Raw genomic sequence first — 24,306 nt, forward strand, 5'->3', positions numbered from 1 at the left:
GTTACGAAGGAGCCCATGCGCATCCATGCCGAGTCCACCTGGACGCCGCCACCCCGGCAGCACGACCAGCCGCCGCCCCAGCTGCGGCGCATCGTCCGGCTCTTCCGCCCCTACCGTGGCCGGCTGACCGTCGTCGGCCTGCTCGTCGGGGCCTCCTCGCTGGTCTCGGTCGCCTCGCCGTTCCTGCTCAAGGAAATTCTCGACACGGCCATCCCCCAGGGGCGTACGGGACTGCTCACCCTGCTCGCCCTCGGCATGATCGCCACGGCGGTCGTGACCAGCGTCTTCGGTGTGCTGCAGACCCTGATCTCCACCACCGTCGGCCAGCGCGTCATGCACGACCTGCGCACGGCCGTCTACGCCCAGCTGCAGCGGATGCCGCTCGCCTTCTTCACCCGTACGCGCACCGGCGAGGTCCAGTCCCGGATCGCCAACGACATCGGCGGGATGCAGGCGACCGTGACGTCCACGGCCACCTCGCTCGTCTCCAACCTCACGGCCGTCATCGCCACCGTCGTCGCCATGCTCGCGCTCGACTGGCGGCTCACGATCGTCTCCCTGATCCTGCTGCCCGTCTTCGTGTGGATCAGCCGCCGCGTCGGCCGCGAACGCAAGAGGATCACCACCCAGCGGCAGAAGCAGATGGCCGCCATGGCGGCCACCGTCACCGAGTCCCTCTCCGTCAGCGGCATCCTGCTCGGCCGCACGATGGGCCGTGCCGACTCGCTCACGAAATCCTTCGCCGACGAGTCCGAGCGCCTCGTCGACCTCGAAGTGCGCGCCTCGATGGCCGGGCGGTGGCGGATGTCGACCATCGGCATCGTCATGGCAGCCATGCCCGCCCTGATCTACTGGGCCGCCGGCCTCGCGCTCCAGACCGGTGGGCCCTCGATCTCCCTGGGCACCCTGGTCGCCTTCGTCTCGCTCCAGCAGGGCCTGTTCCGCCCGGCCGTCAGCCTGCTCTCCACCGGCGTGCAGATCCAGACCTCGCTCGCGCTGTTCCAGCGGATCTTCGAGTACCTGGACCTTCCGGTGGACATCACCGAACCGGCCGAGCCCACCCGGCTGGAGAAGATCCGCGGCGAGATCCGCTTCGAGGGCGTCGACTTCCACTACGACGCCAAGAACGGCCCCACCCTCGACGGTGTCGAGCTGACCGTGCCCGCCGGCGGCTCGCTCGCGGTCGTCGGGCCGACCGGCTCGGGAAAGTCGACGCTGAGCTATCTGGTGCCCCGGCTGTACGACGTGACCGGAGGCCGGGTCACCCTCGACGGCGTCGACGTACGCGACCTCGACTTCGAAACCCTGGCCCGCGGGGTCGGCGTCGTCTCCCAGGAGACGTACCTCTTCCACGCCTCCGTCGCCGACAATCTGCGCTTCGCCAAACCCGACGCCACGGACGAGGAGATCGAGGCCGCCGCGCGCGCCGCACAGATCCACGACCACATCGCCTCCCTGCCCGACGGGTACGACACCCTCGTGGGCGAGCGGGGGTACCGCTTCTCCGGAGGTGAGAAGCAGCGCCTCGCGATAGCCCGTACCATCCTCCGGGACCCGCCCGTCCTCATCCTCGACGAGGCCACCAGCGCCCTCGACACCCGCACGGAACACGCCGTGCAGCAGGCCATCGACGCGCTCTCCGCGGGCCGCACGACCATCACGATCGCCCACCGGCTCTCCACCGTCCGCGACGCCGACCAGATCGTGGTCCTGGAGTCCGGCCGAATCGCCGAGCGGGGCACCCACGCCGAACTGCTCGCCCGGGACGGGCGGTACGCCGCCCTGGTGCGCAGGGACGCGGAGCTGACGCCGACCGTCGCACCCTGAGCCGAGCGCATGCATGCGACGGCGCCGCCGCACCCCTGGGACGGGGGAGCGACGGCGCCGGAGAGATCAACCGTCAGACGAGCCAACCCACGAAGTGGACGACGCCGGCGAGCAGGTTGGTGATGAGGTTCATGTGGTGCGTTCTCCTTGTGCGATGCATATGTGGGACGACGCAGTCGCGGTCTGCAGCCCGTCGCTTGCGCACCGTAAGCATCATGCGTCGCAGGGGAGCTGGGCAACGAATCCCGCGACGACCACCCGTTCAAGGGAACAACCGCTCCCACGTTCGTACGTTCGGGATAGCTGCCTCGGGTCACTCCCCGGCGGGTACGACGACGCCCTCAGGCTCGGGGTTCCGCTCCAGCAGGCGCCGGATCGCGGCCACCGCGGCCCGCCCCGCCCGGTTGGCCCCGATGGTCGAGGCCGACGGCCCGTACCCCACCAGATGCACCCGCTCGTCGCGGACCGCCTGGGTGCCGTCGACCCGTATCCCGCCACCCGGCTCGCGCAGCCGCAGCGGCGCCAGATGGTCGATGGCCGCCCGGAATCCGGTCGCCCAGAGGATCACGTCCACCTCCAGGGTCCGGCCGTCGTCCCAGGCCACGCCGGTCGGAGTGATCCGGTCGAACATCGGCTGCCGGTCGAGGACGCCCCGGTCGCGCGCCGCCCGGATGGCGTCGTTGAGGGGCAGCCCGGTCACCGAGACCACGCTCTGCGGCGGCAGCCCCTGCCGTACGCGCTCCTCGACCAGGGCGACCGCGGCGCGCCCCTCCACCTCGCCGAACGGCCCCTCGCGGTACACCGGCTCCCGCCGCGTCACCCAGGTGGTCTCCGCCGCGGTATCCGCGATCTCCATCAGATGCTGCGTCCCGGACGCGCCGCCACCCACCACCAGGACCCGCTGCCCGGCGAACTCCTCAGGCCCCGGATAGTTCACGGTGTGCAGCTGGCGGCCCCGGAAGGTCTCCTGACCCGGGTAGCGGGGCCAGAACGGCCGGTCCCAGGTGCCGGTGGCGTTGATCAGCGCCCGGGCCGCGTACGTCCCCTCCGACGACTCGACCAGCAGCCGCCCGCCCTCGCCCTCCCGGACCGCCCGCACGGTCACGGGCCGGTGGACGCGCAGCCCGAACCGCTCCTCGTACGCCGTGAAGTACGCGCCGATCACCTTGGAGGACGGCCGGCTGCCGTCGGCACCGGTGAGCTCCATGCCGGGCAGCGCGTGCATGCCGTGGACCTTGCCGTACGTCAGCGAAGGCCAGCGGAACTGCCAGGCGCCGCCGGCCCGCGGCGCATGGTCCAGGACGACGAAGTCCCGGTCCGGCTCAAGCCCTGTACGCCGCAGGTGGTACGCGGCGGACAGCCCCGCCTGCCCGGCGCCGACGACCACCACGTCCAGCTCGTGTACCCCGAAACCGTTCACGGTTCTACCAACCGGGGGAGGGGCCGGGATCTTCCCGCGGATCTTTCCGCGATCGTCGTGTCCGGGGCGGGGGACAGGCGCTCCAGTGCGGGCGGGCGGCAGGATGGGGCCCATGTCCCCTCACTTCAGCACCAGGATCCTCGACGTCACGACGGGCCGGAAGGAGACGGTGACCGACCTGACCCACATCTGCGAACAGTTCCTCGCCGAAACCGCGGACGGCCGCGACGGCCTCCTCAACCTCTTCGTCCCCCACGCCACCGCCGGAATCGCCATCATCGAGACCGGCGCGGGCAGCGACGACGACCTCATCACGGCCCTCCACCACCTCCTCCCGGCCGACGACCGCTGGCAACACCGCCACGGCACCCCCGGCCACGGCCGCGACCACGTCCTCCCGGCCCTGGTCCCCCCGCACGCGACGATCCCGGTCGTCGGCGGCCGCCTGGAACTGGGCACCTGGCAGTCCATCTGCCTGGTCGACACGAACAAGGACAACCCGCAGCGCCAGGTGCGGCTGAGCTTCCTGGGCTGATGATGACGACCACGGAGCGTTGTGCTCGGGCGTTCGGGCGCGGATCGGATGGCGAGGGGTGACCAGGGGCGTGAGGTCGCAGCGCTCATCAAGGGCCGTCGGCCCCCTCGGTAACGAGGGAAACGAAGGCGACCGACCCATCCAACAACGGAATCCTTGCCCGGGGTGGCGGGGTCGGCCTTCGCGGGGCGGCTTGGGCGGTCAGCCGAGCACGGGCACGTGCTGGGTGATGCAGTGGATGCCGCCGCCGCCCCAGGCCAGCGTCCGGCACGGGATGCCGGTGACCTCCCGGCCCGGGAAGAGCGTCGCGAACTGCGCGAGGGCGGCCGCGTCGTCGGCCGCGACATCCGCCGTCGGCACGACCACGCTGCCGCGCGTCAGGTAGTAGTTGGTGTAGCTGAAGGTCTCCACCAGCGCGCCGTTGACCCGGAAGTGGGGCTGCTGGTGCAGCTCCACGATCTGGAAGGGGCGGCCGCACGCGTCCGTGGCGCCCTGCAGCACCGCCTTGTTGGCGGCCATTCGGGCGTGGTTGGGGTCGGCGGGATCCGGCTGGGTGTGCAGCAGGATTCGGGCCGGTCCGAGGTAGGCGGCGATCAGGTCGACGTGCCCGTCGGTGACCGTGTCGTTGTGGAGCCCGTACGGCAGCCAGATCACCTTGGTCGCCCCGTACGCGGCGAGCAGCGCCGACTCGATCTGGGCGCGGGTCAGGCCGGGGTTGCGGTTCGAGTTGAGCAGGCACTCCTCGGTGGTGATGAGCGTGCCCTGGCCGTCGGTGAGGACCGCGCCGCCCTCCAGGACGAGGTCCACGGCCTGGCGCGGCACCGCCAGGTGGTCGCAGACGCCGACCGGCAGGAAGTCGTCCTTGTCGTACGGGTACTTGTTGCCCCAGCCGTTGAACCGGAAGTCCAGGCCGGTGAGCCGGGTGCGGTCGGCGTTGCGGGTGAATACGGGGCCGGTGTCCCGGGTCCAGCAGTCGTTGATCGGGTACTCGATCACGGTGATGGCCGGTCCGCACTGCTGTCGGGCGTCCGCCGCGGTGCCCGGTTCGGCGACCATCAGGACGGGCTCGAAGCGGGCGACGGCCCGCGCGACGGCGGCGACCTCCGACTGGACGGCCTTCAGGAGGTTGCCCCAGCCGACATTGCGGTCCCACGGCCAGGCCATGACGCAGCGGGAGTGCGCCTCCCACTCGGCCGGGGCCGCGGCCGCGGGCGTGACGGCCGCGGCCGGGCTGGCGGGGGCGGTGCCGAGCGCGGTGCCGGCGGCCGTGGCCAGCGCGGCCGTGCAGAAGGCGCGTCGGGAGGTACGGGGTCGGTCCATGGCGGTGTCCTTTCGCATACGGGGGACTCGGACCCGAGGACTCGGGCCGAGGGAGTACGGGGTGGGGCACGGTGCCGCCGGGGCCCGGGCCCGTCGGACTCAGGCGGAAGTGGACGGGGAGGCGGTGGGGGATTCGGCCGGGGAGTCGGAGGGCGCGGCCGGATCGCGCAGGCGCTCGTGCGGGCGCTTGACGAGCAGGTAGAGCACACCGCTGCCCAGCACCACCGCGGTGCCGAGCGGCGCGGCCCACACCTGGTACCAGGGCGCGCCGGGCGGCGCGAGGACCGCGCGCGGCCAGCAGACGTTGACCAGCTGGAACGCGGTCCACAGCACCGCGAGCGCGTTCAGCACCGTGCCCGTGCGGCCCAGCCTGATGTGTCCCGACGGCACCCACGTCCCGCGCAGCCGGGCGATCAGCGCGGCCAGCGACACCAGGAAGAAGGGCAGGTAGGTAGCCGCGGTGCCGAAGGTGATCAGCGCGCCGATCGCGGTGGCGTTGAGGCCGAGGACGAGCGCCCCGCCACTGATCAGGGTCGACGCGATGAGCCCGCCGAGCGGCGCCTGCCGCCTGTTGACCCGGCGGACTTGCCGGGAGATCGGGAACACCCCGTCCCTCGACAGTGAGTACAGGCCGCGGGCCGAACCGCCCTGGGAGGCGACCGCACAGGCCAGGAAGCCGACCAGGACGACCACCACGAACGGCTTGTCCGTCCAGCCGCCGAAGGCGTGCACCACGGCGGTCGTCACCGGGTCCACGTCCGCGCCCGCCACCACGTCCTCGGGCCGCGGGTGCGCCAGTGCCACGGCCATGGCGTTGAGGATCACCACCGCGCCCACGCTCAGCAGTGCCCACCACATGGCACGCGGCACCTGGCGCCCCGCGTCCTTGGTCTCCTCGGCCGTCGACACGCACGCGTCGAAGCCGATGAACGCCCAGCCGGCCACCGCGACCGCCGCCAGGAACCCGAGCACCGTGGAGTCGTCGGACAGCGACTCCGCGCCCAGCGTCCGGGTGAACAGCGCGAAGCCGTGCTCCCGGAAGAACAGCAGCAGGGCGAACCCCACCAGGACCGAGGCGACGGCCTCGGCGGCGATGCCCAGCGAGACGAAGCGGCGCAGCAGGGTGATCCCGTACGCGTTCACCAGCAGGCCGGCCAGCAGGATGCCCACCGCCACGGCGACCAGGCCCCCGGGCGTCGGGGTCGCGCCGAACAGGGCGTACACCCAGGGAGCGGCGAGATACGCCACGGTGGTGTTGCCGAACATCACCGCGAACTGCCAGACCCAGCCGCCCAGCCAGCCGAAGGACGGCCCGAGCAGCCGGCGGCCCCACTGGTACGGGCCGCCGGCCAGCGGCCACTGCGCGGTCAGCTCGCCGTACACGCTCACCACCAGGCACTGGCCGACGAGTACCAGGGGCAGTGCCCAGACCCACATGGGGCCCGCGACCATGGTGCCGACCATCGAGACGGCGTAGAGGGCGACGACCGGCGACACGACGGCGAAGCCCATCGAGATGTTCCCGAGGACGCCGAGGCTGCGCCGCAGCTCCTGGCGGTAGCCGAGCGCCCGCAGGCGCGAGGCCTCGGTGTCCTCCCCGGAGTCGGGGGAGGTCCGCCCGGCGGCCACCTCGTCCGTGACGTCACTCATGATCGCTCCAACTTAAATCTAACCGCGTTCGGTAAATGGGTGGCTGGAATGTAGCGGCCGCCGCCTGGGCTTGTGAAGCGTTCCTGACAGGTAATGTTCGGGGCCTGAGAAGGAAGGAGTGCGTCCATGCCCCGGCCCAGACAGACCCTCCTGAGCCGTGCGATCATCGCCCGCGCGGCCCTGGAACTACTCGAGGAGCACGGGGTCGAGGCGCTCAAGATGCGGACCCTCGCCGAACGGCTCGGGGTCAAGGGCGCGTCCCTCTATCACCACGTCCGGTCGAAGGACGACCTGCTCGACGCCGCCTCGGAGCTCATCAACGACGAGATCGCCCTCGGGCCGCTGACCGACCCGGGCGGCCCGGCCGGTATCACCGCGTACGCCCACGGCTACCGCCGCGTCTACCTGCGCTATCCGCACATGATCCCGCTGGTGGCCCGGCACCGCGTCACCTCGGCCAAGGCACTTCGCGGCTACGACGCGCTCCTCGACGCCCTGGTGAAGGCCGGCTGCACACCGGCCGGAGCCGCCGAGGCCGCCGCCGCGATCGACAACCTGGTACTCGGCTCTGCCCTGGAGACCTTCACCGCAGGCTTCCACCGCCCGCCCGCCGCCTACCGCCCGGAGTTCCCCACCCTGGCCGACGCGCTCACCGCCGCCGACGCGGCCCCCGGCGCCCTCGCGGGCCTGGACACCCGTGGCTTCGACCTCGGTCTGCGCCTCATCCTCGCGGGCATCGGCGGGCACGGCGTCTGACGGCCCGTAAGCCGGACGGCGGTATGAAGACGCGCCTGACGGGGCGGGAGCCGGGGCCGGTCAGTGCGGCGTGCCCCGGGCCGCCACCAGCAGGTGGTCGCTCCCGGTCTCGGGCCGGACACGGATCCGGCCGACGGCCACCCGCCGGCACCGGTCGAACCGGGCACGGGCCGGCTCAAGCCGAACTGACGCCGCTGCGGGTGAGGGCGAACACCCCGCCGACGATCAGCGCGATGCCGGCCAGGTGGGGCAGCAGCCACCCGCCGGTTCGGCGTCCTCCTCGTAGAGCAGGACGCCGAGGGGGCCGCCTTGCATGGCGTGCTCCAGCAGCATGGCCGCGATTCCGGCCACGCAGAACGCCTGGGTCTGCCAGGGCGTCAGGAAGGCGACGAGCCCGTCCCCTCCGCAGGCGTAGGCCGATCCGCTCAGTCTCTCCCCGGGAGACGAGACCAACCCGACCTGGGACGGGAGAGTCGACTTTCGCCCGGCGCTCAGCCTGTAAGGCTGAGCGCTCTGCGGGACCGTGCCCGAGGCTGCGGAGACCCCGTGAGCGGGCACTGCTCTACGGTCCACGAGAGGAAGCCACGTACGCCGAGGGTTGTCCTTGCGGAGGTTGGCGGACACGAACAAGGACAACCCGGAGCGGCAGGTCCGGCTGACGTTTCTCGGGTAGCGCCGGACTGTAGGCGGGATCTGCGGCCGCACCTACAGCTCGTCCGGGCATGCTCGGGTGGAGTGGCGGAGCCTCCCGTGCGGGATTCGCCCCTACGAGCGTGGTGTCAGCCTTCACAGGGGCGCTTGCAACCCGACCGTCGGGCTGCATGTGCCGCGCGATTGCACCGCCCCTACCCCGTTCATGCCAATCGTGATCACCTGCTTGCTGTTGCGGCTGCGATCCGTCACTGCAAGAAGCCGTTGCGCTTTTCACGCCCCGCGCGTCAGCGTGGACATGCCTAGCAGGTGCCCGTACTGCGGTCAGTACCACGAACGATCGATCACGAACCGAGGAAGATCGGATGTGACGCCCACCGAACACACCCCGCACCACTCATCGAGTGAGAGTGCGAGCGCGCCTACGTCCACGCCTGCATGGGCAGCGCGGGGAACACGACCAGCGAGCCGTCCTTGTCGCGGGCGATCTCAATCTCCACCTCGGTCGCGGGGCTGTTGACCACGACGCCGTCGCCCAGCTTGTGAAGCCCGTTTGCCGCGCGCAGCAGGCGATCGACGTCACCGATGTGCATCAGGTGACGCCACGAAGTCCTCTCCGACGCGGCGAGGGGCGATGAAGAGCCGGTAGAGCACGACGAGGAGCGGCGGGCACGGCGTACGAGCGGGCCTTGGCGGCGCACGCGCAGGCGCCGAACCCGTCCCTGCTCATGCACATGATGTGCGAGTTCGCGCGTCTGGTCATGGACGCGCAGGGCTCGGAGGGCCTGGAGACGGCGCTGAAGCATCTCGCCGAGGCGGACGCGCTGGCGGCATCCGTGCCGGAGGGTACGGAGGGCTTCGTGCCCTGGTTCGAGCGGGGCACCGTGCACTACCGCCGGGGCCGCGTCCTGGCGGAGGCGGAGCGGTTCGAGGAGGCCCTGGCCGAGACGGAGGCCGCCGTCGCCGCCCACGAACAGGGCGGCGAGGAGGGCGAGTCGGCGCGTGCCGAGGCGGTCCGGATCGCCGCGCTGATCGAGGGCAACGCGCTGCGCCGGTTCAAGGAGGCCATCGCCCGGCTGACGACGGCGGCGGCACGCTGCCGGAAGGCCGGCCTCTCGGAGGCAGCGCAGATCCTCGACGCGCTGCGGCAGGACTACATGTCACGGCTGACAGAGGGCCGTTGAGTCGGCGTCGCGCCAACCGCCCCCGGGGCCCGGCCGTGCACTACGGCCGGGCCCCGGGGGCGGTTGCGGCCGATGTCAGAGCCCGCGGACAGCGTGCCTTGTCCGGTGGATCGATCGCGAACGATCGCGAGAGGACGCAACTGTGCAGGATGTGGCACATAACGAGGTCGGCGAGGAGCGCATCGCCCGTGTCCTGGAGGACATCGAGGGGAGGGGCGGGCATTTGGCCGACGCCACAGCATGCGGTAGGACACCGTCTCCCCGAAGGCGGGAGGGCCGAGCAGCCCGCGGATGTAGTCCCGCCTCGCTACACTCCCCACCGCCAGGCCGTTGACCAGGAGAAATACAGAAATCCTGCTGGAGTACTAAGCCTTGATTGGTGCGGCAGACCTGGCGGCCTGTTCGATCTTCGCGCAGTAGGCCGCACGGGCTTCCTCGTCGATCCGCTTCTCGTGTTCGGGGCGCATCCCGGTGCGGCCGTCGAGGCCCTCGCGCAGGATGTCGGCGTGTCCGGCATGCCGGTTGGACTCGCCGAGAACATGGACCAGGATGGCGAACAGGTTCGTGTTGGAATAAGGCTCCGGCCACCACGGCACGTGGCCGGGGGCGTCGAGGGGAAGCTCGTTGATCGTCGCGTCCGAGTGTTCCCACGTGCGCCGGTAGAACCCGATGATCTGGTCGCGGGTCTCGTCCTCGGCCGCCCACAGATCGCTGCCGTTGGAGTCCTGCCACCGGGGCAGCGGTTCCGGGGAAGGGCGGTCGAAGACCTCGCCGAAGTACCTGGCCTCGACGGTGGCCACGTGTTTGACCAGGCCGAGGAGGTTGGTCCCGGTCGCTGTCAAAGGTCGGCGGGCGTCGTATTCGGACAAGCCGTCGAGTTTCCAGAGCAGCGCCTTGCGGTCCCGCCGCAGTCTCCCGTGCAGGTTGTCTTTCGCGAATTCATCGATCATGCGGCATGAGCCTGTCATGGCCTGCTCGTGGTCTCAAGATCCCGTACGTGGTCCGCAACGACCGGCAGAGCCGAGGCCTGTCCATGGCCGCCGCCCTGACCTGCTACAAGAAGCTCGCGAAACTTGCCACGTGAGACAACTTCTGAATGAGGTTGGCGGATACGAACAGGGACAACCCGCAGCGGCAGGTGCGGCCGTCGTTCCTCGGTACTACAGCGCTGTAGGCCGGGTCTGCGGCCGCACCAACTGACAGTCCGGGCGTGCTCGGGTGCGTCACGGCACGGTGAGCCAGCAGACGTCACCGGAATCGGGCAATCGGGACAGGTGCCGCACCTCCGCTGCGATCCGCGCGAGGGCGTCGGCCTTCTCCAGGTGCCACGGCAGGAGGGGCTCTTCCGTGGGCTCCGTCAGTTCGCCGGCCCGGACTCCGGCGTCGTACAGGTCTCGATGTTGCCTTCGGCGTGCTCTCGGCGTCGGGCTCGCCGAGTGTGGCGTGCAGGTCCAGCCGGGCCTGCTCCAGCCCGCCCCGCCCGCACCACTCGCCGCCCCTATGTGGATGACGCCACGTGGGACAGAGCCGACGACATCACCGTCGGCGATGCCCTGACCGTCGGTCACCTGCTCACCGTCCTTCTGGACCGGTATGCCATCGGCGTCGTCGACGTGCCCCTTCCGGAGGGGGACGTCCGCGCGGGCGGGCGCAGCGGTCACCTCGCCGCCATCGGGGACGCCGCATGGGCCCGCGCCGACGAGCGCAGAGAGAGGGAGGGCGTCCAGTCCATGAGCGTCCTGTGCGAACTGCTGCTGCGTGAGACCGTCGCCGGACGTGTCTCGGCCGGTCTCGACGCCGCGCCGCGCGTCCAGCAGCCGACCCAGCCTCGCGAGGAAGCCGCGGGCGCCGTCACCCCGTCCCTGCTCCACTCCGCCGCCTGAGACCTTACGGAGTCCGCCGTGACCGAGCGTGCCGCAGAGCCCACCGGCCCCCTCATCCCCATGCCGGAGAAGACCCCGGCCGCGCTCCGCGTCGCCGTCGCACGCCTCGACTCGGGTGTTCTCCATGCGTTTGATCAGCAGTGGGACGAGGCGATGCGGCAGGCCCGCGACGAGTACACCCTCACGCCGCCCCGCGCTTTCGTCGAGCACTGGTGGTCATGGGTCGGAGTCGCCCGTTACCCGCGGTGCCTGGCCTGATTCCGGGAGTGCGAGCGCATCGTCAGTGAGTCGGACGACCGTGCCGAGCGCCGCGCCACTGCGGCCGAGCCGGCGTCTCTCCTCGCCGAGACTGTCGCCGCGTGAGCGACTGGACCTGGGAGTACGAACCGGACGCCGAGAACGTCGTCGGCGGCCTGGGCAGGGCCCAGCGGCTGGAGGTCGAGGCGATCGCCCAGCGGATCGCCGATGCCGTGGGAGACCGCCGCATCGGCAAACCCGAACGGCGCAACCGACAGGCCGCAGCCTGCATGCTTGGTTACCTTGAGTCGCAGAAAGTCCTGGAGTGATCACTCAACGTTACCGAGTGGAGGAGTCTCCATTGGCGAGCGAGACCTATCAGCGGACCAAGCCGCACTTCAACATCGGCACCATCGGCCACAACCAGCACGGCAAGTCCACGCTGGCCGCAGCGATCACCAAGGTGCTGCACGACCGAAACCCGGCGGTCAATCACGCGTACACGATGGAGGAGATCGACAAGGCCCCGGAGGAGCGGACCCGGGGCGGCAGCGTCAACCTGGCCCACATCGAGTACCAGACCGACAAGCGCCACTACGCACACCTGGACTGCCCCGGGCACAGTCAGTTCATCAAGAACATGATCACCGGCACGGTGCAGATGGACGCGGCCATCCTCGTGGTCTCCGCACCCGACGGCGTCATGCCACAGACCAAGGAGCACGTGCTCCTGGCGAGCCGGGTCGGCGTGCCCTCCATCGTGGTCGCCCTCAGCAAGGTCGATCTCGTGGACGGCAGCGAGGTTCTGGACCTGACCGAAGTCGAAGTCCGCAGCCTGCTGAACGACAGTGGGTACCCAGGGGACTCCGTCCCCGTGGTACGCCTGTCGGCTCTCGGCGCCCTGCAGGGGAACGAGCAGCAGTGCGAGAACGTGCTCGCCCTCCTGAAGGACGTCGAGGCGAGATGTCCCATCCCCAAGCGCGCACCGGAGAAGCCGTTCTTCATGCCGGTGGAACGCGCCCACGCACTGGACGGCAAGGGAACGATCGTCACCGGGAGGATCGAGCGGGGCACGCTGAAGGTCAACGACACCGTCTCCCTGGTCGGCATCCTGCCCACCCGGACGGCTGCCGTGAGCAGCATCGAGATCTTCCGCAAGGCGGCGAGCGAGGGACGTGCCGGCGAGGAGGTCGGGCTGCTGCTCCGAGACGTACCGTCGGGTGAGGTCCAGCACGGCCAAGTCCTCGCCGCGACCGGTTCCGTCACGCCCCACCTTGCGTTCGAGGCCGAGGTCTACTTCCTGTCGAAGGACGAGGGCGGGCGGCACACCCCCGTCTTCAAGGGCTACCGCCCGCAGTTCTACGTCAACACGGCGGATGTCACCGGCACCATGGCCTTCGACGAGGAGATGGTCATGCCGGGCGACAGGGTCAGCACCAAGGTCGAGCTGATTGTCCCGATCGCCCTGGAGCGCTCGCAGCGTTTCGCCATCCGCGAGAGCGGCAGGACGGTCGCGTACGGCCGCGTCTCCAAGATCACTCACTAGCCCGCTCGCCTACAGGAGGAGTTCCATGAACATCGAATACATCGACCAGTACGACCCGGAAACCGGCGAGGGAAGGATCGAGGGCTTCGACCGTGAGGACGGAGCATGGAAGTTTCGAGCAGAAGGGCATCCCCGACAAGTGGTGGCAGGACAACAACCCGATCAACCGGTTCCACGTCGAGTTCGACGAACAGGTCCGGGATGACATCCAGCGGGCCCTCAACATTCGTCCCAGGTACAACGAACAATTCTGACCTCTGCCGTGCTGTCGCTCACACCCGCGGAATGGCGCCGTCCCAGCCCACGGCCTGCTGATAGCGGAACAGGCCCTCGGGGTCGTACCGGCGTTTGACGGCGACCAGGCGGTCGTAGTTCGGGCCGTAGTAGGCGTGCTGCCAGTCGTGCAGGTCCGGGTCGGGGAAGTTGACGTAGGCAGCGCGGGTGGACAGACGGCGGCCGAGCATGTGGTGGGCGGCGCGGGTCTGTTCCAGGAGCGCGCGCACCTCGGAATGCGGGGTGCCGGGCTTCCAGTGGGTGCCGATGTCGATGACGAACGTCGCTCGGCGGTGCGGGTAGGCCGTCTCGTACGGGTGGGGCGCGGCGCTCTCGCCCCCCATGGCGAAGAGGGTGATGTAACCGGTGGCCCGGCCGGGTCCGGGCTGCCAGCCGCGTACCCAGTCACCGACCGCTGCCACGGTGTCCGGACCGGGCCACCGGTCGGGGACGAGGGACTTGGAGGCGTAGGCGTCCTTGGCTCCAGGTGTTTCCATCAGGCGGTTCTGCGCGGACCAGAATCCGTGTTCCTCGATGACGGTCCGCGTCGGACGCAGGTGCAGAAGGGGCCCGAGCAGGCGTCGCAGGCTGTCCGCGTCGCCGAGCCGCTGCCCGAGGAGCCAGAGCGACGTCGTGCCGTCGCCGGCGTGCTTGAAGCCGATCCGTACGTCGAAGTCGTGATGGCGGTCCCCGTCGAGGACGTACCGCAGCTCCTCCATCACCTTGACGCCCGCGTCCAGGCCGAAGGTCACGTCGAAGACGGTGGCGCGCAGCCGGCCGACACGCACGGCGTCGAAGACGAAGCCGGTGTTGATGCCGAAATTGCCGCCCGCCCCGCCCCGGCAGGCCCAGAACAGGTCGGCGTTCTCGTCGTCGGCCGCGCGAACCACCGTGCCATCGGCGAGGACGACACGGGTCTCGGTGAGCCGGTCGCAGGTCAGGCCCCACTTACGGTCGTTGAAACCGAGCCCGCCGCCCAGGGTGAGCCCGGCGACGCCCACTCCCGGGCAGCGCCCGCCGGGGAAGTACAGGTCGAACTCACGGGCCGCGTACACGTCCGAGTTCGTGGCGCCGCCGCCCAGGCGCAGCCGCCGCCCCTGCGGGACCACCTCCTTCAGTGCGCGCAGGCCGATCACGAGGCCAGGGCCGGTGGAGTAGCCCGCATAGTTGTGGCCGCCGGAGCGAGGTACGAAGGGCACATGGTGTTTGGCGCACCACCGCATCGCGGTGGCGACGTCCTCCTCGGTCGCGCAGGCGAGGACACCTGCCGGGCGGACGGACGCGTAACGCTGGTTGTCGGGTGCCGCCCGTGTCGCGTACTCCGGGGCGCCCGGGCGGTACAGAGCGGCGGCGGGGCTCAGGCTGCGCCTCAGTTCGCGCCACGCGCCCGGCTCGACGTCCTCTCTCGTGAAGGGTGGCCGGGCGGCGGGCGCCTGCGAGCGGGGGCGGGCGGTGGCCCAGCGGGCGCCGGAGCCCAGCCCGATCAGGCTTCCGGCGGCCGCGACGGCCGCTCCGGAGCGCAGTAGTTGTCGTCGGCCGGGATTCACGGTGTACCCCTTCGTCGTGGGCTCAGGCACCGGACAGCGGATCGGAGCGGCAGAGGCCCTGGTCGGCGGCCCGGACCCACGATGAGGGCGCAGGGGGGCAGGCACCGGCCGTGACACCCGGACGCGCTCGTGGTTCATACGAACGGAGCGAGATGCCGCCCGTGGGCCGCGACGTACCGGTGGGCCGCGGTGGCTCGGTCCGGAACTCGCGCGCGGTCGAGCGAGCCGGGCGTACGCCGACCTGGTGGCGTACCGACATGTCACCGGCTCGCCACCAGCGCCGAGCCGGCCGACATGCCGATGCTGTTCTGCTGGGTCGGCGGCCATCGCGGCCTGCGGATGGACGCCCAGGACCCGGTGACCGGAGTGTGGCGCTCGACTGATGTGCGGGTTCCGGATGTGGCCTCCTACGAGCTCACCCAGTACCTGGTCGACGTGACCCTGACCGACGCCACTGGTGCGCTGGCCCCGAACCACCCGGTGCGGCTGCGTCCCCGTCGCCATGCCTCGGCCTGCCTGCTCAACTTCGCGGACCGGGTGGTGACGGTCCGCCCGGCAGGGGTGGAATTGCGGACTGGCTCGATGGGCAAGCTCAGCTTCGGCATCACGCCCGAGGGCCGGGGGGCGGCCGCCCCGGAGCTGACGGCCGACGGCCTGCCCGAGCCGCTGTTCATCCAGCCGGGTGCGGGGGTGCACAGCTATCTGGCTGGTCAGGGCAGGCTCAGTGAGAGCTGTCCGAGCTGGTCGGCAACTCGGTTCGGACCGCAGGCGTCGGACAGGACCCGGTCCGCTCCTCGACGTACGCTGAAGGTTGTCCTTGCGGAGGTTGGCGGACACGAACAAGGACAACCCGGAGCGCCGGGTGCGGTTGTCGTTCCTTGGATAGCGGCGCTGTACGCGCGATGCCGGGCCGCGGCTCGGCTGTGCCGCGTACTGTCGAGAAGGTGGAAACCGCCCGCGAAACCGCCCTTCCGCTGCGGCGGCTGGTCGTTCTGCGGCACGCCAAGAGCGCATGGCCCGAGGGTGTGCCCGACCATGACCGCCCCCTCGGTCCGCGAGGTCTGCGCGACGCCCCGGCGGCCGGCCGCTGGCTGAGGGATGCCGACTGCCTGCCCGAACTCGTTCTGTGCTCCACCGCCCGCAGAGCGCGCTCGACCTGGGAGCTGGCCGCCGCCGAGATGCCCGGCACGCCGCCCGCACGCCACGACCGGCGCGTCTATGCGGCGGACAGTCAGAGCCTTCTCGACCTCGTACGCGAAGTGCCGGACGATGTGGGGACGTTGCTGTTGATCGGGCACAACCCGGGCCTGCAGGAGCTGGTCCTGCTGCTGGTCGGCGAGACGCTCGACGACACACTGCAGCGCGTGGAGGCCAAGTTCCCCACCTCGGCCATCGCCGTGCTGACACGGCGCGGCGCATGGGCCGACTTCGCGCCCGGCACCGCGCTTCTGACCGACCTCGCGGTCCCGCGTGGGAAGCGGTGAGCCGGGTCGAAGGCAGGGGCGTTCAGGCCTGGCGCGAGGGGGCTACGCCGGGGTCGCCGCGCCGTACCGCGTCATGGGCGGCGAGCGCGGCGTGCAGCGTGACCAGGTCGGCGCCGCGGGACGCGTCAAGGCCGGTGAGATCCGTCGCCTTGCGCAGGCGGTAGTCCACCGTGTTCGGGTGGACCTGGAGCCGAGCCGCGGCCCGGCGCCGGTCGAGACTGCAGGCGAGGAAGGTGCGCAGGGTGGTGAGCAGTTCCGGGCGTGTGTCCAGCGGGTCGAGCAGCGCGGCGAGCCCTTCCCTGGCAGGGCTCGGACGGCTCAGCTGGTATTCGAGCAGCACGTCGTCGAGCAGGTACAGCCCCGGCTCGTGGCCGGAAGCCTCGGCCACCTCACGTATCTCGCCCGCAAGCCGGGCGGCGTCCGCGACGCCCTCCGGTGGCGCGGCGGCCGCCGCGGCAAGCACCTCCGCGCCGCACATCCGGCCCAGTTCCACGACCAGTTGGGACAGCCGGTCCCGGTCGGCAGGGCCGAAGTCGGCGGCCGGCGCCTTGTGCGGGATGAGGATCAGCCCTCCGCCACCTGACAGCACGGACAGCGGCACTCCCACCGTCTGGCGCTGCAGTTCGTTGCGCAGCCGCCGGAGTTTGCGGCGTGATGCGACCGCGTGGTCCACGCCGGGCACCAGCTCGTCCGGATGCCGTCCCACGGAGATGCTCAGCACCAGGTAGCAGGGCGGCAGCCGGACGCCGGCGCGGTCGGCCGCGGCCTGGGGGCTGCCGCCTTCGAGGAGTCTGGACAGCAGCGACTGCAGGGCGACCTGCTCGTCGCTCAGAGCCGTCTGCCGCTCCTGCACGTACCCGGCGGCGACTTCGCAGCTCACCAGTCTGAGATACGTGAGCATGTGACGCTGGACCAGCAACAGGTCGCTCAGGTCGCCCGGTTCGGCGGCCGGAAAGACGTGGGCTGCGCACTCCTCCGCACCGATGTGATAGGCGCCCACCACGGCCTCCAGCGGCACTCCCTCGTCGGCACGCCGGGCCGACGACTCGCGGATCGCCGTCTGCTCCGCCTGATCCGGCAAATCCCCGGTGCGCACCATTTCGGCGAAGCATCGGATGCCGCGGGTCACCTGCTTGGCGATGTCGCTGCCGAGCTGTTCCGGCGGCAACCTTCCGTAGACGGGCAGCCGTTCGACGAGCCGGACCATGACCGCGCGCTCCAGTGCACCGGCGGCGGCCTGGAGCCGCTCGTATACCGGAACGCCGCCGAAGCGCGGCGCCGAGTCGCGAGCCGCGGCGTTGGACACGGTCACAATCCACCTCGCAAATCTCTGTTGCCCGCCCTGGGCGCGCGACGGCGCACCGCCGTCATCATGTTTCCGGGACATCTCCTACTGGTTGGTAACACGTCAGGCCGGTGAATTGCCAGGTGCCGCCCACCGGCGCGTCGCCCCCCACTCACGAATCGAGGACGCCTTGTCCAGGACAGCCGTTCGTCTGATCCCCGTCGCTGTCGTCACCGCGGCGGCCATGACCGTCGCTCCGGCGGCCACCGCCGCCGCGTCCACGCCGGCTGCGACCACGGCCACGGCTACACCCGCCGCGAGCGACCCGTTCTACACCTACGACGGCAGCGAGCCGCTGTCGTCGTTCGCCCCGGGCGCCGTGCTGAAGACGCGGACGCTCCAGTACCACCTCGTCGGCATTCCCACGCCGCTGAAGGCGATCCAGCTGCTCCACCGCAGCACCGATGCCCAGGGACGCCCGGCCGCCAACGTGACCACGGTGGTGCGCAGTCTCACGGGTGACGGCAGCAAGGCCGTGTCCTACCAGTCGTTCTACGACTCGCTGACCCCGGAGGACGGGCCGTCCCGCGCCATCGCCGGCAACCTCACCCTCGGCGGCGTGATCCCCAACGTCGAGGCCGTCTTCATGGCGCCGCTGCTGGCGAAGGGCTACACCCTCGTCATCCCGGACACCCAGGGACAGCGCGCCGCCTTCGCCGCGGGACCCGAGTACGGGACCAACACCCTGGACTCGATCCGTGCCGCGACCAGGTCTGCGGAGACGGGGCTCAGCGACAACACCAGGTTCGGTCTCATGGGCTACTCGGGCGGCGCCATCGCCACGAACTGGGCGGCCGCGCTGGCACCGTCGTACGCGCCCGACGTGAACCGGAAGCTGGTCGGCTTCGCCGAGGGCGGTCTGCTCGTGACCCCGGCGCACAACCTGAAGTACGTGGACGGCTCCCTCTCGTGGTCGGGCGTCATTCCGATGGCGATCATCGGCGTCTCCCGCTCTTTCGACATCGACGTCAAGCCCTACCTGAACAGCTACGGCCTGAAGGTGTACGCGGAGCTGGAGAAGGGCTCCATCATCGATGCCCTCGGCCACTATCCGGGTCTGACCTGGAAGAAGATGGCGAAACCCGGGTACGAGAACATCAACTCGGTTCCCGACCTCGTCACGGCGGTGAACCGGATCAACCTCGGCTCCGCCGCCACGCCGACGGTCCCGGGGTTCATCGCCCAGGGCGACGGGGGCGTCCTGGAGGGCACCTTCAGCAACCACCGGGGGATCGGCACGGGCGACGGTGTCATGGTCGCCGGGGACGTGCGCGCGCTCGCGCGGCAGTACTGCGCCACCGGCAACTCCGCCATCACGTACCGGCAGTACGAGCTGCTCAGCCACGTGGGCGTGCCCGTCGTCTGGGCCCCTCTCGCGATGGACTGGCTCGACGACCGCTTCGCGGGTCGGACGGCTCCGTCCGACTGCGGCCGCATCCCCGCAGGCAACTCGCTGGCACCGGAGGAGCCGACGCCGCTGTCCTGACCCGCGTGTGGTCCTGCCGCGCGGATTCGCGCGGCAGGACCGGGTGAGGCGGCCGGACACGACGGCGCGCCGAACGTCAGGCACGAGGCGGTACGCCGGGTTCGGGGTGTCGGGCGGTACGTCTGCCTCGCCCCCGAGGTCAGTCGGGCGGCGGGACGAGATCTCCGCGCAGCCGCCGGGTACGGAGCACCAGCTCCAGCTCGAAGCGGCGGTCCGGGTCGTCCAGGTCGTCGCCCCACAGCTCACGGAGCTGTCGCAGCCGGTAGCGCACGGTCTGTGGGTGGACCCCCAGCCGGGCGGCCACCTCCGGGGCACCCCCGCGCGTTTCCAGCCAGGCCAGCAGCGTCTCGGCGAGGCGGTGGGCGTGCGCCGGGCCACCGGACTCGTCCAGCTGCGCCAGTCTCCGCCGGGCAAGATCGTCGATCAACTCGCTCGCGGGCAGCAGTACCAGGGCTTCGACGTGCTCGCCGCAGTGCAGCAGCCGCCCTCGCGGCAGCAGGCCCTGCTCGATCATCCCCACGGCGGCCTCGGCCCACCGCAGCGACGTGGTGGCCTCCGCCACGGGAACCGACGGGCCGATCGCGCCGGACCAGCCGGCGACCGCCCGGTCCAGCAACTCCGCGCGTCCGGGGGTGTCCGGGTCCGGCACGACGAGGCGTGGCCGCTCGCCCTCCATGTCGACCAGCACCTCCTCTCCCACGGCAGGGGCGACAGCCTCCGCGGCGGGGCGAAGCAGCACGGCCACCGCCACCTTCTCGGGCAGCTGCCAGCCCACGTCGGCCGCGCGGTCGGCGAGGAAGGCGGACGGATCCGAGCGGCGCTCGGCGAGCAGGAGATCGACGAGCAGACGTTGCAGACGCAGCCGCTCGCCGGCCTGGCGGGCGATGGCTTCGGCGTAGCCGCGTACCGACTGGGCCACCATCACGTCGAGGTACTCGAAAGCGGACTCGGCGAGCTCGTACATGGCCGAGGACGGAATCTCGGCCTGCTGGCCGATCTCCGCCATGCGCCGCCAGGAAAGGCGCACGCCCAGCCGGTAGATCCCCTGCAGGGAGTCCAGGCTGCGCCCGTGAGCGACCTCGCCGCGCCCGAAGTCCCGGAACATCTCGGGAAGTTCGCTCGGCCGGTCCGAGCCCGTGGTCATCTGCTCGACGAAGAGCTCCAGCGCGTGCCGGATCGCCACCAGGGCCTTCGGCTCTCCGGACTCGTCGACCCTGAACACGAGGCCCGGGTACTCCCGCCGGATCGCGGCGAGGATGTCCTGTGCCAGCTCGGGGACCTGCTCCAGGGCCCGGTCGGCGAACTGCTGAATCCGTTCTTGTGGCACGTCGCGCCACGCTGACGAGGCTTCCAAACCACCGCTCCTGGATGTCCGTCTTCATGAGCTCGGTCAGCCGGGCCTTCACAGTCACAAACTAGCCCGCGCCGGGGTCAGGTGTGCTGGAGGACCCTTGGGCGGGCGGGTCGGGGAATGTGACGAGCGGCACGTTCTGCTGCTCGGGTGCGGCGTCGAGAGCGGCGACGATTCCGAAGGCGGCGCCTGTGGCCAGAGCGGCGGCGGCGACGCAGGTCAGGAGGGCGGCGAGCAGTCTGGACATGAGGATGATCGGCCTCTCAGTCGATGAGGTCTGTCACCCAGCGCGCCGGCCCGGTCCGGCGCGGTCAGTATGAGAGGCGCATTGACAGGTGGTCAAGCTCCACCTAGCTTCGCCGTTCACAGCAGTGTTACTACCGGGTAAGTCGCTCGTCGCCCCGGACAGGCTGTGATCCGTGCGCGCGGCCCGTCCCGCACCGCCCTGAACTCCCGCATCTCGCGTCCGTATCGGAGTACCAGAATGCGTCGTTCAATATCACCTTTGTCCCTGATTCTGCTGGGTGCCGGTGTCTTTCTGCTGGTGCTCACCCAACTGCTCGCCTGGTACGTGGAGCCGCGCGCCAAACGCACGCCGACCGATACGGTCTCCACGACGGTCTTCGAAGGCCGGGGCAGCTACTTCGACACCGGGTCCGTTTCCACGGTGGACGACCAGACGATCACGATCACCCGCCGGGTGCTCGGAGATGTCGCCGCCGGTGAGCGCAGCGGAAACGCGATCTGGGACGTGTCGACCCAGATCGACACGCCGAAGACGCTGCCGCTGGCCGACCCGCGGAAATCCCTGCAGTGGACCACCGAACGCTGGGTGACCGACCGCCGGACGAACCTCCCGGTGCACTGCTGCGAGGAGAAGCCAGGGTTCGAGGGTGAGGCGTACCTGAAGTTTCCGTTCGATGTCGAGAAGCGCACGTACGCCTGGTGGGACAGCAGTCTGGGTGCCACGGTGCCGCTGGCGTTCGACAAGGTCACCAGGATCGACGGGCACGAGGGCTACCGCTTCGTCGGTGCCGTCGAGGCCACCGCGACGGGCACCCGGCTGGTGCCCGGCGTGCTGGTGGGCAGCAAGAAGCCGGGACAGGTGCTGGCCGAGGAGTGGTACTCCAACGCGAGGATCGAGCTGACCGTGGACCCCCGAACGGGGCGGATCATGAACGCGCTGATCGCGCCGACGAAGACACTGCGGGCCCCTGGCTCGAAGAAGGACGCGGTCACCCTGCTGTCCAGCGAGCGGCTGGAGTTCACCGAGGCGACCCGGCGTGAGCAGGTGAAGCTGGCCTCCGAGGACAGTGGCCGGCTGGAGCTGCTCGGCGAGACCGCGCCCCTGGCGGGCGGGATCGCGGGAGGTCTGCTGGTCGCCGCAGGCGCGGTGCTGCTGATGCGGGGCCGCCGACAGCCGCAACACTCAGAAGAGTGATGAAACAGGGTTCGTCGAACGGCTCGAACTTGTCACCGGCGTGAGTAGCCGGACGAATCGCTTGAACGAACACTGACGTTACCCCTCAGTAAGACCAGTGTTTCCCGGTGGAACCGGCTCTGACCTCAGGGTCTCCCGCCGTACTGGTGTCGGACAGGACACCCTCACGTCCAGGTCCGGCACCGCAGCACCCGCAACCCGCTGTACCCCGCAACCCGCTGTACCTCGCACCCCGCTGTACCTCGCACCCCGCTGTACCTCGCACCCCGCTGTACCTCGCACCCCGCTGTACGCGCACACCGAGCCAGCCCAGCGCTTCATCCCCGGAAGCCCGGCCGTCCCCCCACCCGCCTGCGTCCCGCAGCCCCCGAGTTGGAGCACCTCTATGCCCCAGCGCGCGTCCGCCTTGGCCTCCGGCCAGAAGGACTCCCTCTCCCTTCCCGCTCAAGCCCTTCCCGCTCAAGCCCTCACCGGCAGCCCGGTCGCCGACTCGCCCGCCGCCGACCCGCACCTCGCATCCCCCCAGGCGCCTCTGCCGCGCCGGATCACCTTCCTCGCCCGCCGCGACGTGGCCAACCGTGCCGCCGGCGGCTCGGAACTGCTCATCGACCGGATCGCCGACGGTCTGACCGCCGGCGGCCACGAGGTCACGCTCGTATGCGGCGGCCCTGCCGCCGCACGCGACTACCGGGTGGTCTCCGCGGGGGGTGACGCAGGTCACTTCCTGCGCGCCAGGGGGACCTTCGCCCGCGAGGTCGGCGACTGCGACCTGCTGGTCGAGGTGTGCAACGGCATGCCGTACCTGGCGCCGCTGTGGCACCGCGGACCGACGTTGTGCCTGGTCAACCACGTGCACACCGATCTTTGGCAGATGCGCTACCCGGGTCCGGCGGCACGGCTCGGACGCAGGCTGGAGCACTGGGCACTGGCAGGCACGCACCGCGACAACCTGATGGTGGCCGTCTCCGAGTCGACCGCCTCCGAGCTGCGCGGCATCGGCGTGGCCGCGGACCGCATCCGGATCGTCCACAACGGTGTCGAGGACCCCGGCCCGCCGCTCCCCGAGGCGAAGGAGCCGCTGTTCCTGGCAGTCGGCCGACTGGTCGAGTACAAGCGCATCGACCTGCTCCTCAGGCTGTGGGAGCGGGTCCGCCCCGTCACCGGCGGCCGACTCGTCATCGTGGGCGACGGCCCCGAACGGGAGCGGCTCGAAGCCATGGCCGGCCCCGCCGTGACGTTCGCCGGACGGGTGTCGGAGGCCGAGAAGCACCGGCTGATGTGCGAGGCGTGGCTCCTGCTGCACCCCTCCCTCGTCGAGGGCTGGGGCCTGGTCGTCACCGAGGCGGCCGCTCGGGGCACCCCCGCGATCGGTTTCGACATCCCCGGCCTGTGCGACTCCATCGAGGACGGGGAGACCGGGGTGCTCGCCCGGGGCGAGAGTTCGTTCGCCGCCGCGTGGTGCGCCCTGTCCCTCAGTACCGAACGGCGCGCGGCCATGGGACGTGCCGCCGCGCAGCGCGCCACACGCTTCCGCTGGAGCGCGACGGTCCGTCAGTTCCAGGAGGTCGCCGCCGAGGCCGCGGCCCGCGCCGCCCTCCAGGGACGCGGCAGGAGCGGCCATGGCTGAGATCGCCGAACGTGGATTCAGGGATCCGTCGCTGAGACGGTCGGCCGCCCTCTTCCGGGCGTTCATGCGCGAGCTCAGCGACCCCGAGCGGTGCTACACCCTGCTGGCCCGCGACTCGGTCGCACAGGTGGCACGCCATGTCGACCTGGCCGGCAAGATCGTCGTCGACGTCGGCGGCGGCAGCGGCCACTTCACCGAGGAGTTCCGCCGCCGTGGCGCGCAGAGCTACCTCTTCGAGCCCGACCTGCGGGAGCTGAGCGCCCGCGGCCCGGTCACCGAGGACGCGGTGCTCGCCGACGGATATCTGCTGCCGCTCGCCGACGGGGCGGCGGACGTCTGTTTCTCGTCCAACGTGCTGGAGCACGTGGCGGACCCGCAGACCTTCATCAGCGAGATGGCACGGGTCACCCGCCCCGGCGGGCTGATCTACCTGTCGTTCACCAACTGGCTCTCCCCCTGGGGAGGCCACGAGACCGCGCCGTGGCACTACCTCGGGGCCGACCGGGCCCGCGAACGCTACGAACGGCGCACCGGCCGCCAGGCCAAGCACACGCTCGGCGAGAACCTCTTCCCCGTCCACATCGGCCCCACCCTTCGGCACGTCCGCGGCCGCGACGACGTGCAGGTCGTCACGGCGCGCTCCCGTTACTGGCCGTTCCTCGCGAGCACGATCACCCGGGTGCCGGGACTCCGCGAGATCGCCACCTGGAATCTGCTGCTGATTCTCAGGCGAAGCCCATGAG

Annotated in this window: 25 protein-coding genes; 15 read left to right on the forward strand and 10 right to left on the reverse strand. The window is 70.7% G+C overall.

Annotation, left to right across the window (positions count from 1 at the left end; all coding sequences use genetic code 11):
• Window positions 1-15 precede the first annotated feature (15 nt).
• Window positions 16-1,827 carry an ABC transporter ATP-binding protein gene (locus IEZ01_RS20080; RefSeq protein WP_189202914.1) on the forward strand — a complete coding sequence of 604 codons (1,812 nt, stop codon included), beginning with the start codon at window positions 16-18 and terminating at the stop codon, window positions 1,825-1,827.
• A gap of 313 nt (window positions 1,828-2,140) precedes the next feature.
• Here the strand turns inward: IEZ01_RS20080 and IEZ01_RS20085 are convergent, their stop codons facing one another.
• Complete coding sequence (locus IEZ01_RS20085) at window positions 2,141-3,247, reverse strand: NAD(P)-binding domain-containing protein (RefSeq protein ID WP_189202916.1); 1,107 nt, start codon at window positions 3,245-3,247, stop codon at window positions 2,141-2,143.
• Between the two features lie 112 nt (window positions 3,248-3,359).
• Between IEZ01_RS20085 and IEZ01_RS20090 the strand changes: the two genes are divergently transcribed.
• A complete protein-coding gene (locus IEZ01_RS20090; protein ID WP_189202935.1) occupies window positions 3,360-3,782 on the forward strand; it encodes a secondary thiamine-phosphate synthase enzyme YjbQ in 423 nt (140 codons plus the stop codon).
• A gap of 201 nt (window positions 3,783-3,983) precedes the next feature.
• On the opposite strand, the gene IEZ01_RS20095 is transcribed toward IEZ01_RS20090, so the two are convergent.
• Both IEZ01_RS20095 and IEZ01_RS20100 read right to left on the reverse strand, forming a co-directional pair.
• The gene (locus IEZ01_RS20095) at window positions 3,984-5,102 is read right to left on the reverse strand and encodes an agmatine deiminase family protein (RefSeq protein WP_019884436.1); all 1,119 of its coding nucleotides are present in this window, start codon (window positions 5,100-5,102) and stop codon (window positions 3,984-3,986) included.
• Window positions 5,103-5,201: 99 nt separating this feature from the next.
• Window positions 5,202-6,752, reverse strand: a complete 1,551-nt coding sequence (locus IEZ01_RS20100) for an APC family permease (RefSeq protein WP_189202937.1) — start codon at window positions 6,750-6,752, stop codon at window positions 5,202-5,204.
• Between the two features lie 126 nt (window positions 6,753-6,878).
• Here IEZ01_RS20100 and IEZ01_RS20105 point away from each other — a divergent pair, with 126 nt between their 5' ends.
• Entirely contained in the window at window positions 6,879-7,508 is a 630-nt protein-coding gene (locus IEZ01_RS20105) for a TetR/AcrR family transcriptional regulator (protein ID WP_019884434.1), read from the forward strand.
• 225 nt (window positions 7,509-7,733) lie between these two features.
• Here the strand turns inward: IEZ01_RS20105 and IEZ01_RS35900 are convergent, their stop codons facing one another.
• Complete coding sequence (locus IEZ01_RS35900) at window positions 7,734-7,859, reverse strand: hypothetical protein (RefSeq protein WP_308427228.1); 126 nt, start codon at window positions 7,857-7,859, stop codon at window positions 7,734-7,736.
• Window positions 7,860-8,581: 722 nt separating this feature from the next.
• A complete protein-coding gene (locus IEZ01_RS20110) occupies window positions 8,582-8,752 on the reverse strand; it encodes a hypothetical protein (RefSeq protein ID WP_019884433.1) in 171 nt (56 codons plus the stop codon).
• Window positions 8,753-8,848: 96 nt separating this feature from the next.
• On the opposite strand from IEZ01_RS20110, the gene IEZ01_RS20115 reads away from it, so the two are divergent.
• Window positions 8,849-9,343, forward strand: coding sequence for a hypothetical protein (locus IEZ01_RS20115; RefSeq protein ID WP_189202940.1), 495 nt, complete (start codon window positions 8,849-8,851; stop codon window positions 9,341-9,343).
• A gap of 365 nt (window positions 9,344-9,708) precedes the next feature.
• Here IEZ01_RS20115 and IEZ01_RS20120 read toward each other — a convergent pair whose 3' ends face one another.
• The gene (locus IEZ01_RS20120) at window positions 9,709-10,293 is read right to left on the reverse strand and encodes a DinB family protein (RefSeq protein WP_189202942.1); all 585 of its coding nucleotides are present in this window, start codon (window positions 10,291-10,293) and stop codon (window positions 9,709-9,711) included.
• Window positions 10,294-10,298: 5 nt separating this feature from the next.
• Between IEZ01_RS20120 and IEZ01_RS35700 the strand changes: the two genes are divergently transcribed.
• The 6 genes from IEZ01_RS35700 (at window position 10,299) to IEZ01_RS20145 (ending at window position 13,263) form a co-directional block, all read left to right on the forward strand.
• Window positions 10,299-10,427, forward strand: coding sequence for a hypothetical protein (locus tag IEZ01_RS35700; protein ID WP_267907275.1), 129 nt, complete (start codon window positions 10,299-10,301; stop codon window positions 10,425-10,427).
• Between the two features lie 418 nt (window positions 10,428-10,845).
• Entirely contained in the window at window positions 10,846-11,226 is a 381-nt protein-coding gene (locus IEZ01_RS20125; RefSeq protein ID WP_019884430.1) for a hypothetical protein, read from the forward strand.
• Window positions 11,227-11,244: 18 nt separating this feature from the next.
• Window positions 11,245-11,484: a DUF6247 family protein gene (locus IEZ01_RS20130; RefSeq protein WP_229833084.1), complete on the forward strand. Its 240-nt coding sequence runs from the start codon at window positions 11,245-11,247 to the stop codon at window positions 11,482-11,484.
• 101 nt (window positions 11,485-11,585) lie between these two features.
• Window positions 11,586-11,792: a hypothetical protein gene (locus IEZ01_RS20135; RefSeq protein ID WP_019884428.1), complete on the forward strand. Its 207-nt coding sequence runs from the start codon at window positions 11,586-11,588 to the stop codon at window positions 11,790-11,792.
• 32 nt (window positions 11,793-11,824) lie between these two features.
• Window positions 11,825-13,009, forward strand: a complete 1,185-nt coding sequence (gene tuf, locus IEZ01_RS20140) for an elongation factor Tu (protein WP_019884426.1) — start codon at window positions 11,825-11,827, stop codon at window positions 13,007-13,009.
• Window positions 13,010-13,101: 92 nt separating this feature from the next.
• Window positions 13,102-13,263, forward strand: coding sequence for a hypothetical protein (locus IEZ01_RS20145; protein ID WP_019884425.1), 162 nt, complete (start codon window positions 13,102-13,104; stop codon window positions 13,261-13,263).
• Window positions 13,264-13,281: 18 nt separating this feature from the next.
• On the opposite strand, the gene IEZ01_RS20150 is transcribed toward IEZ01_RS20145, so the two are convergent.
• Complete coding sequence (locus IEZ01_RS20150) at window positions 13,282-14,829, reverse strand: FAD-binding oxidoreductase (RefSeq protein ID WP_158685646.1); 1,548 nt, start codon at window positions 14,827-14,829, stop codon at window positions 13,282-13,284.
• A gap of 902 nt (window positions 14,830-15,731) precedes the next feature.
• Here IEZ01_RS20150 and IEZ01_RS20155 point away from each other — a divergent pair.
• Complete coding sequence (locus IEZ01_RS20155; protein WP_189202991.1) at window positions 15,732-16,313, forward strand: SixA phosphatase family protein; 582 nt, start codon at window positions 15,732-15,734, stop codon at window positions 16,311-16,313.
• Window positions 16,314-16,335: 22 nt separating this feature from the next.
• Here IEZ01_RS20155 and IEZ01_RS20160 read toward each other — a convergent pair whose 3' ends face one another.
• Window positions 16,336-17,619 carry a PucR family transcriptional regulator gene (locus IEZ01_RS20160; protein WP_189202944.1) on the reverse strand — a complete coding sequence of 428 codons (1,284 nt, stop codon included), beginning with the start codon at window positions 17,617-17,619 and terminating at the stop codon, window positions 16,336-16,338.
• Between the two features lie 169 nt (window positions 17,620-17,788).
• On the opposite strand from IEZ01_RS20160, the gene IEZ01_RS20165 reads away from it, so the two are divergent.
• Entirely contained in the window at window positions 17,789-19,144 is a 1,356-nt protein-coding gene (locus IEZ01_RS20165; protein WP_189202946.1) for a lipase family protein, read from the forward strand.
• Between the two features lie 139 nt (window positions 19,145-19,283).
• Here the strand turns inward: IEZ01_RS20165 and IEZ01_RS20170 are convergent, their stop codons facing one another.
• Complete coding sequence (locus IEZ01_RS20170) at window positions 19,284-20,471, reverse strand: PucR family transcriptional regulator (RefSeq protein ID WP_189202948.1); 1,188 nt, start codon at window positions 20,469-20,471, stop codon at window positions 19,284-19,286.
• An 88-nt stretch (window positions 20,472-20,559) separates the two neighbouring features.
• Window positions 20,560-20,742 carry a hypothetical protein gene (locus IEZ01_RS20175; RefSeq protein ID WP_019884419.1) on the reverse strand — a complete coding sequence of 61 codons (183 nt, stop codon included), beginning with the start codon at window positions 20,740-20,742 and terminating at the stop codon, window positions 20,560-20,562.
• Between the two features lie 237 nt (window positions 20,743-20,979).
• Between IEZ01_RS20175 and pgfA the strand changes: the two genes are divergently transcribed.
• The 3 genes from pgfA (at window position 20,980) to IEZ01_RS20190 (ending at window position 24,305) form a co-directional block, all read left to right on the forward strand.
• A complete protein-coding gene (pgfA, locus tag IEZ01_RS20180) occupies window positions 20,980-21,936 on the forward strand; it encodes a cell envelope lipid trafficking protein PgfA (RefSeq protein WP_028797250.1) in 957 nt (318 codons plus the stop codon).
• Window positions 21,937-22,321: 385 nt separating this feature from the next.
• Window positions 22,322-23,563 (forward strand): glycosyltransferase family 4 protein, encoded by a 1,242-nt coding sequence (locus IEZ01_RS20185; RefSeq protein WP_189202950.1) that lies wholly within the window; start codon window positions 22,322-22,324, stop codon window positions 23,561-23,563.
• Window positions 23,556-24,305, forward strand: coding sequence for a class I SAM-dependent methyltransferase (locus tag IEZ01_RS20190; protein WP_189202952.1), 750 nt, complete (start codon window positions 23,556-23,558; stop codon window positions 24,303-24,305). Before IEZ01_RS20185 ends, IEZ01_RS20190 begins: the two co-directional genes overlap by 8 nt.
• Window position 24,306: the final 1 nt, after the last annotated feature.

The organism is Streptomyces purpureus (genome assembly GCF_014648195.1).
Lineage (GTDB): Bacteria > Actinomycetota > Actinomycetes > Streptomycetales > Streptomycetaceae > Streptomyces > Streptomyces purpureus.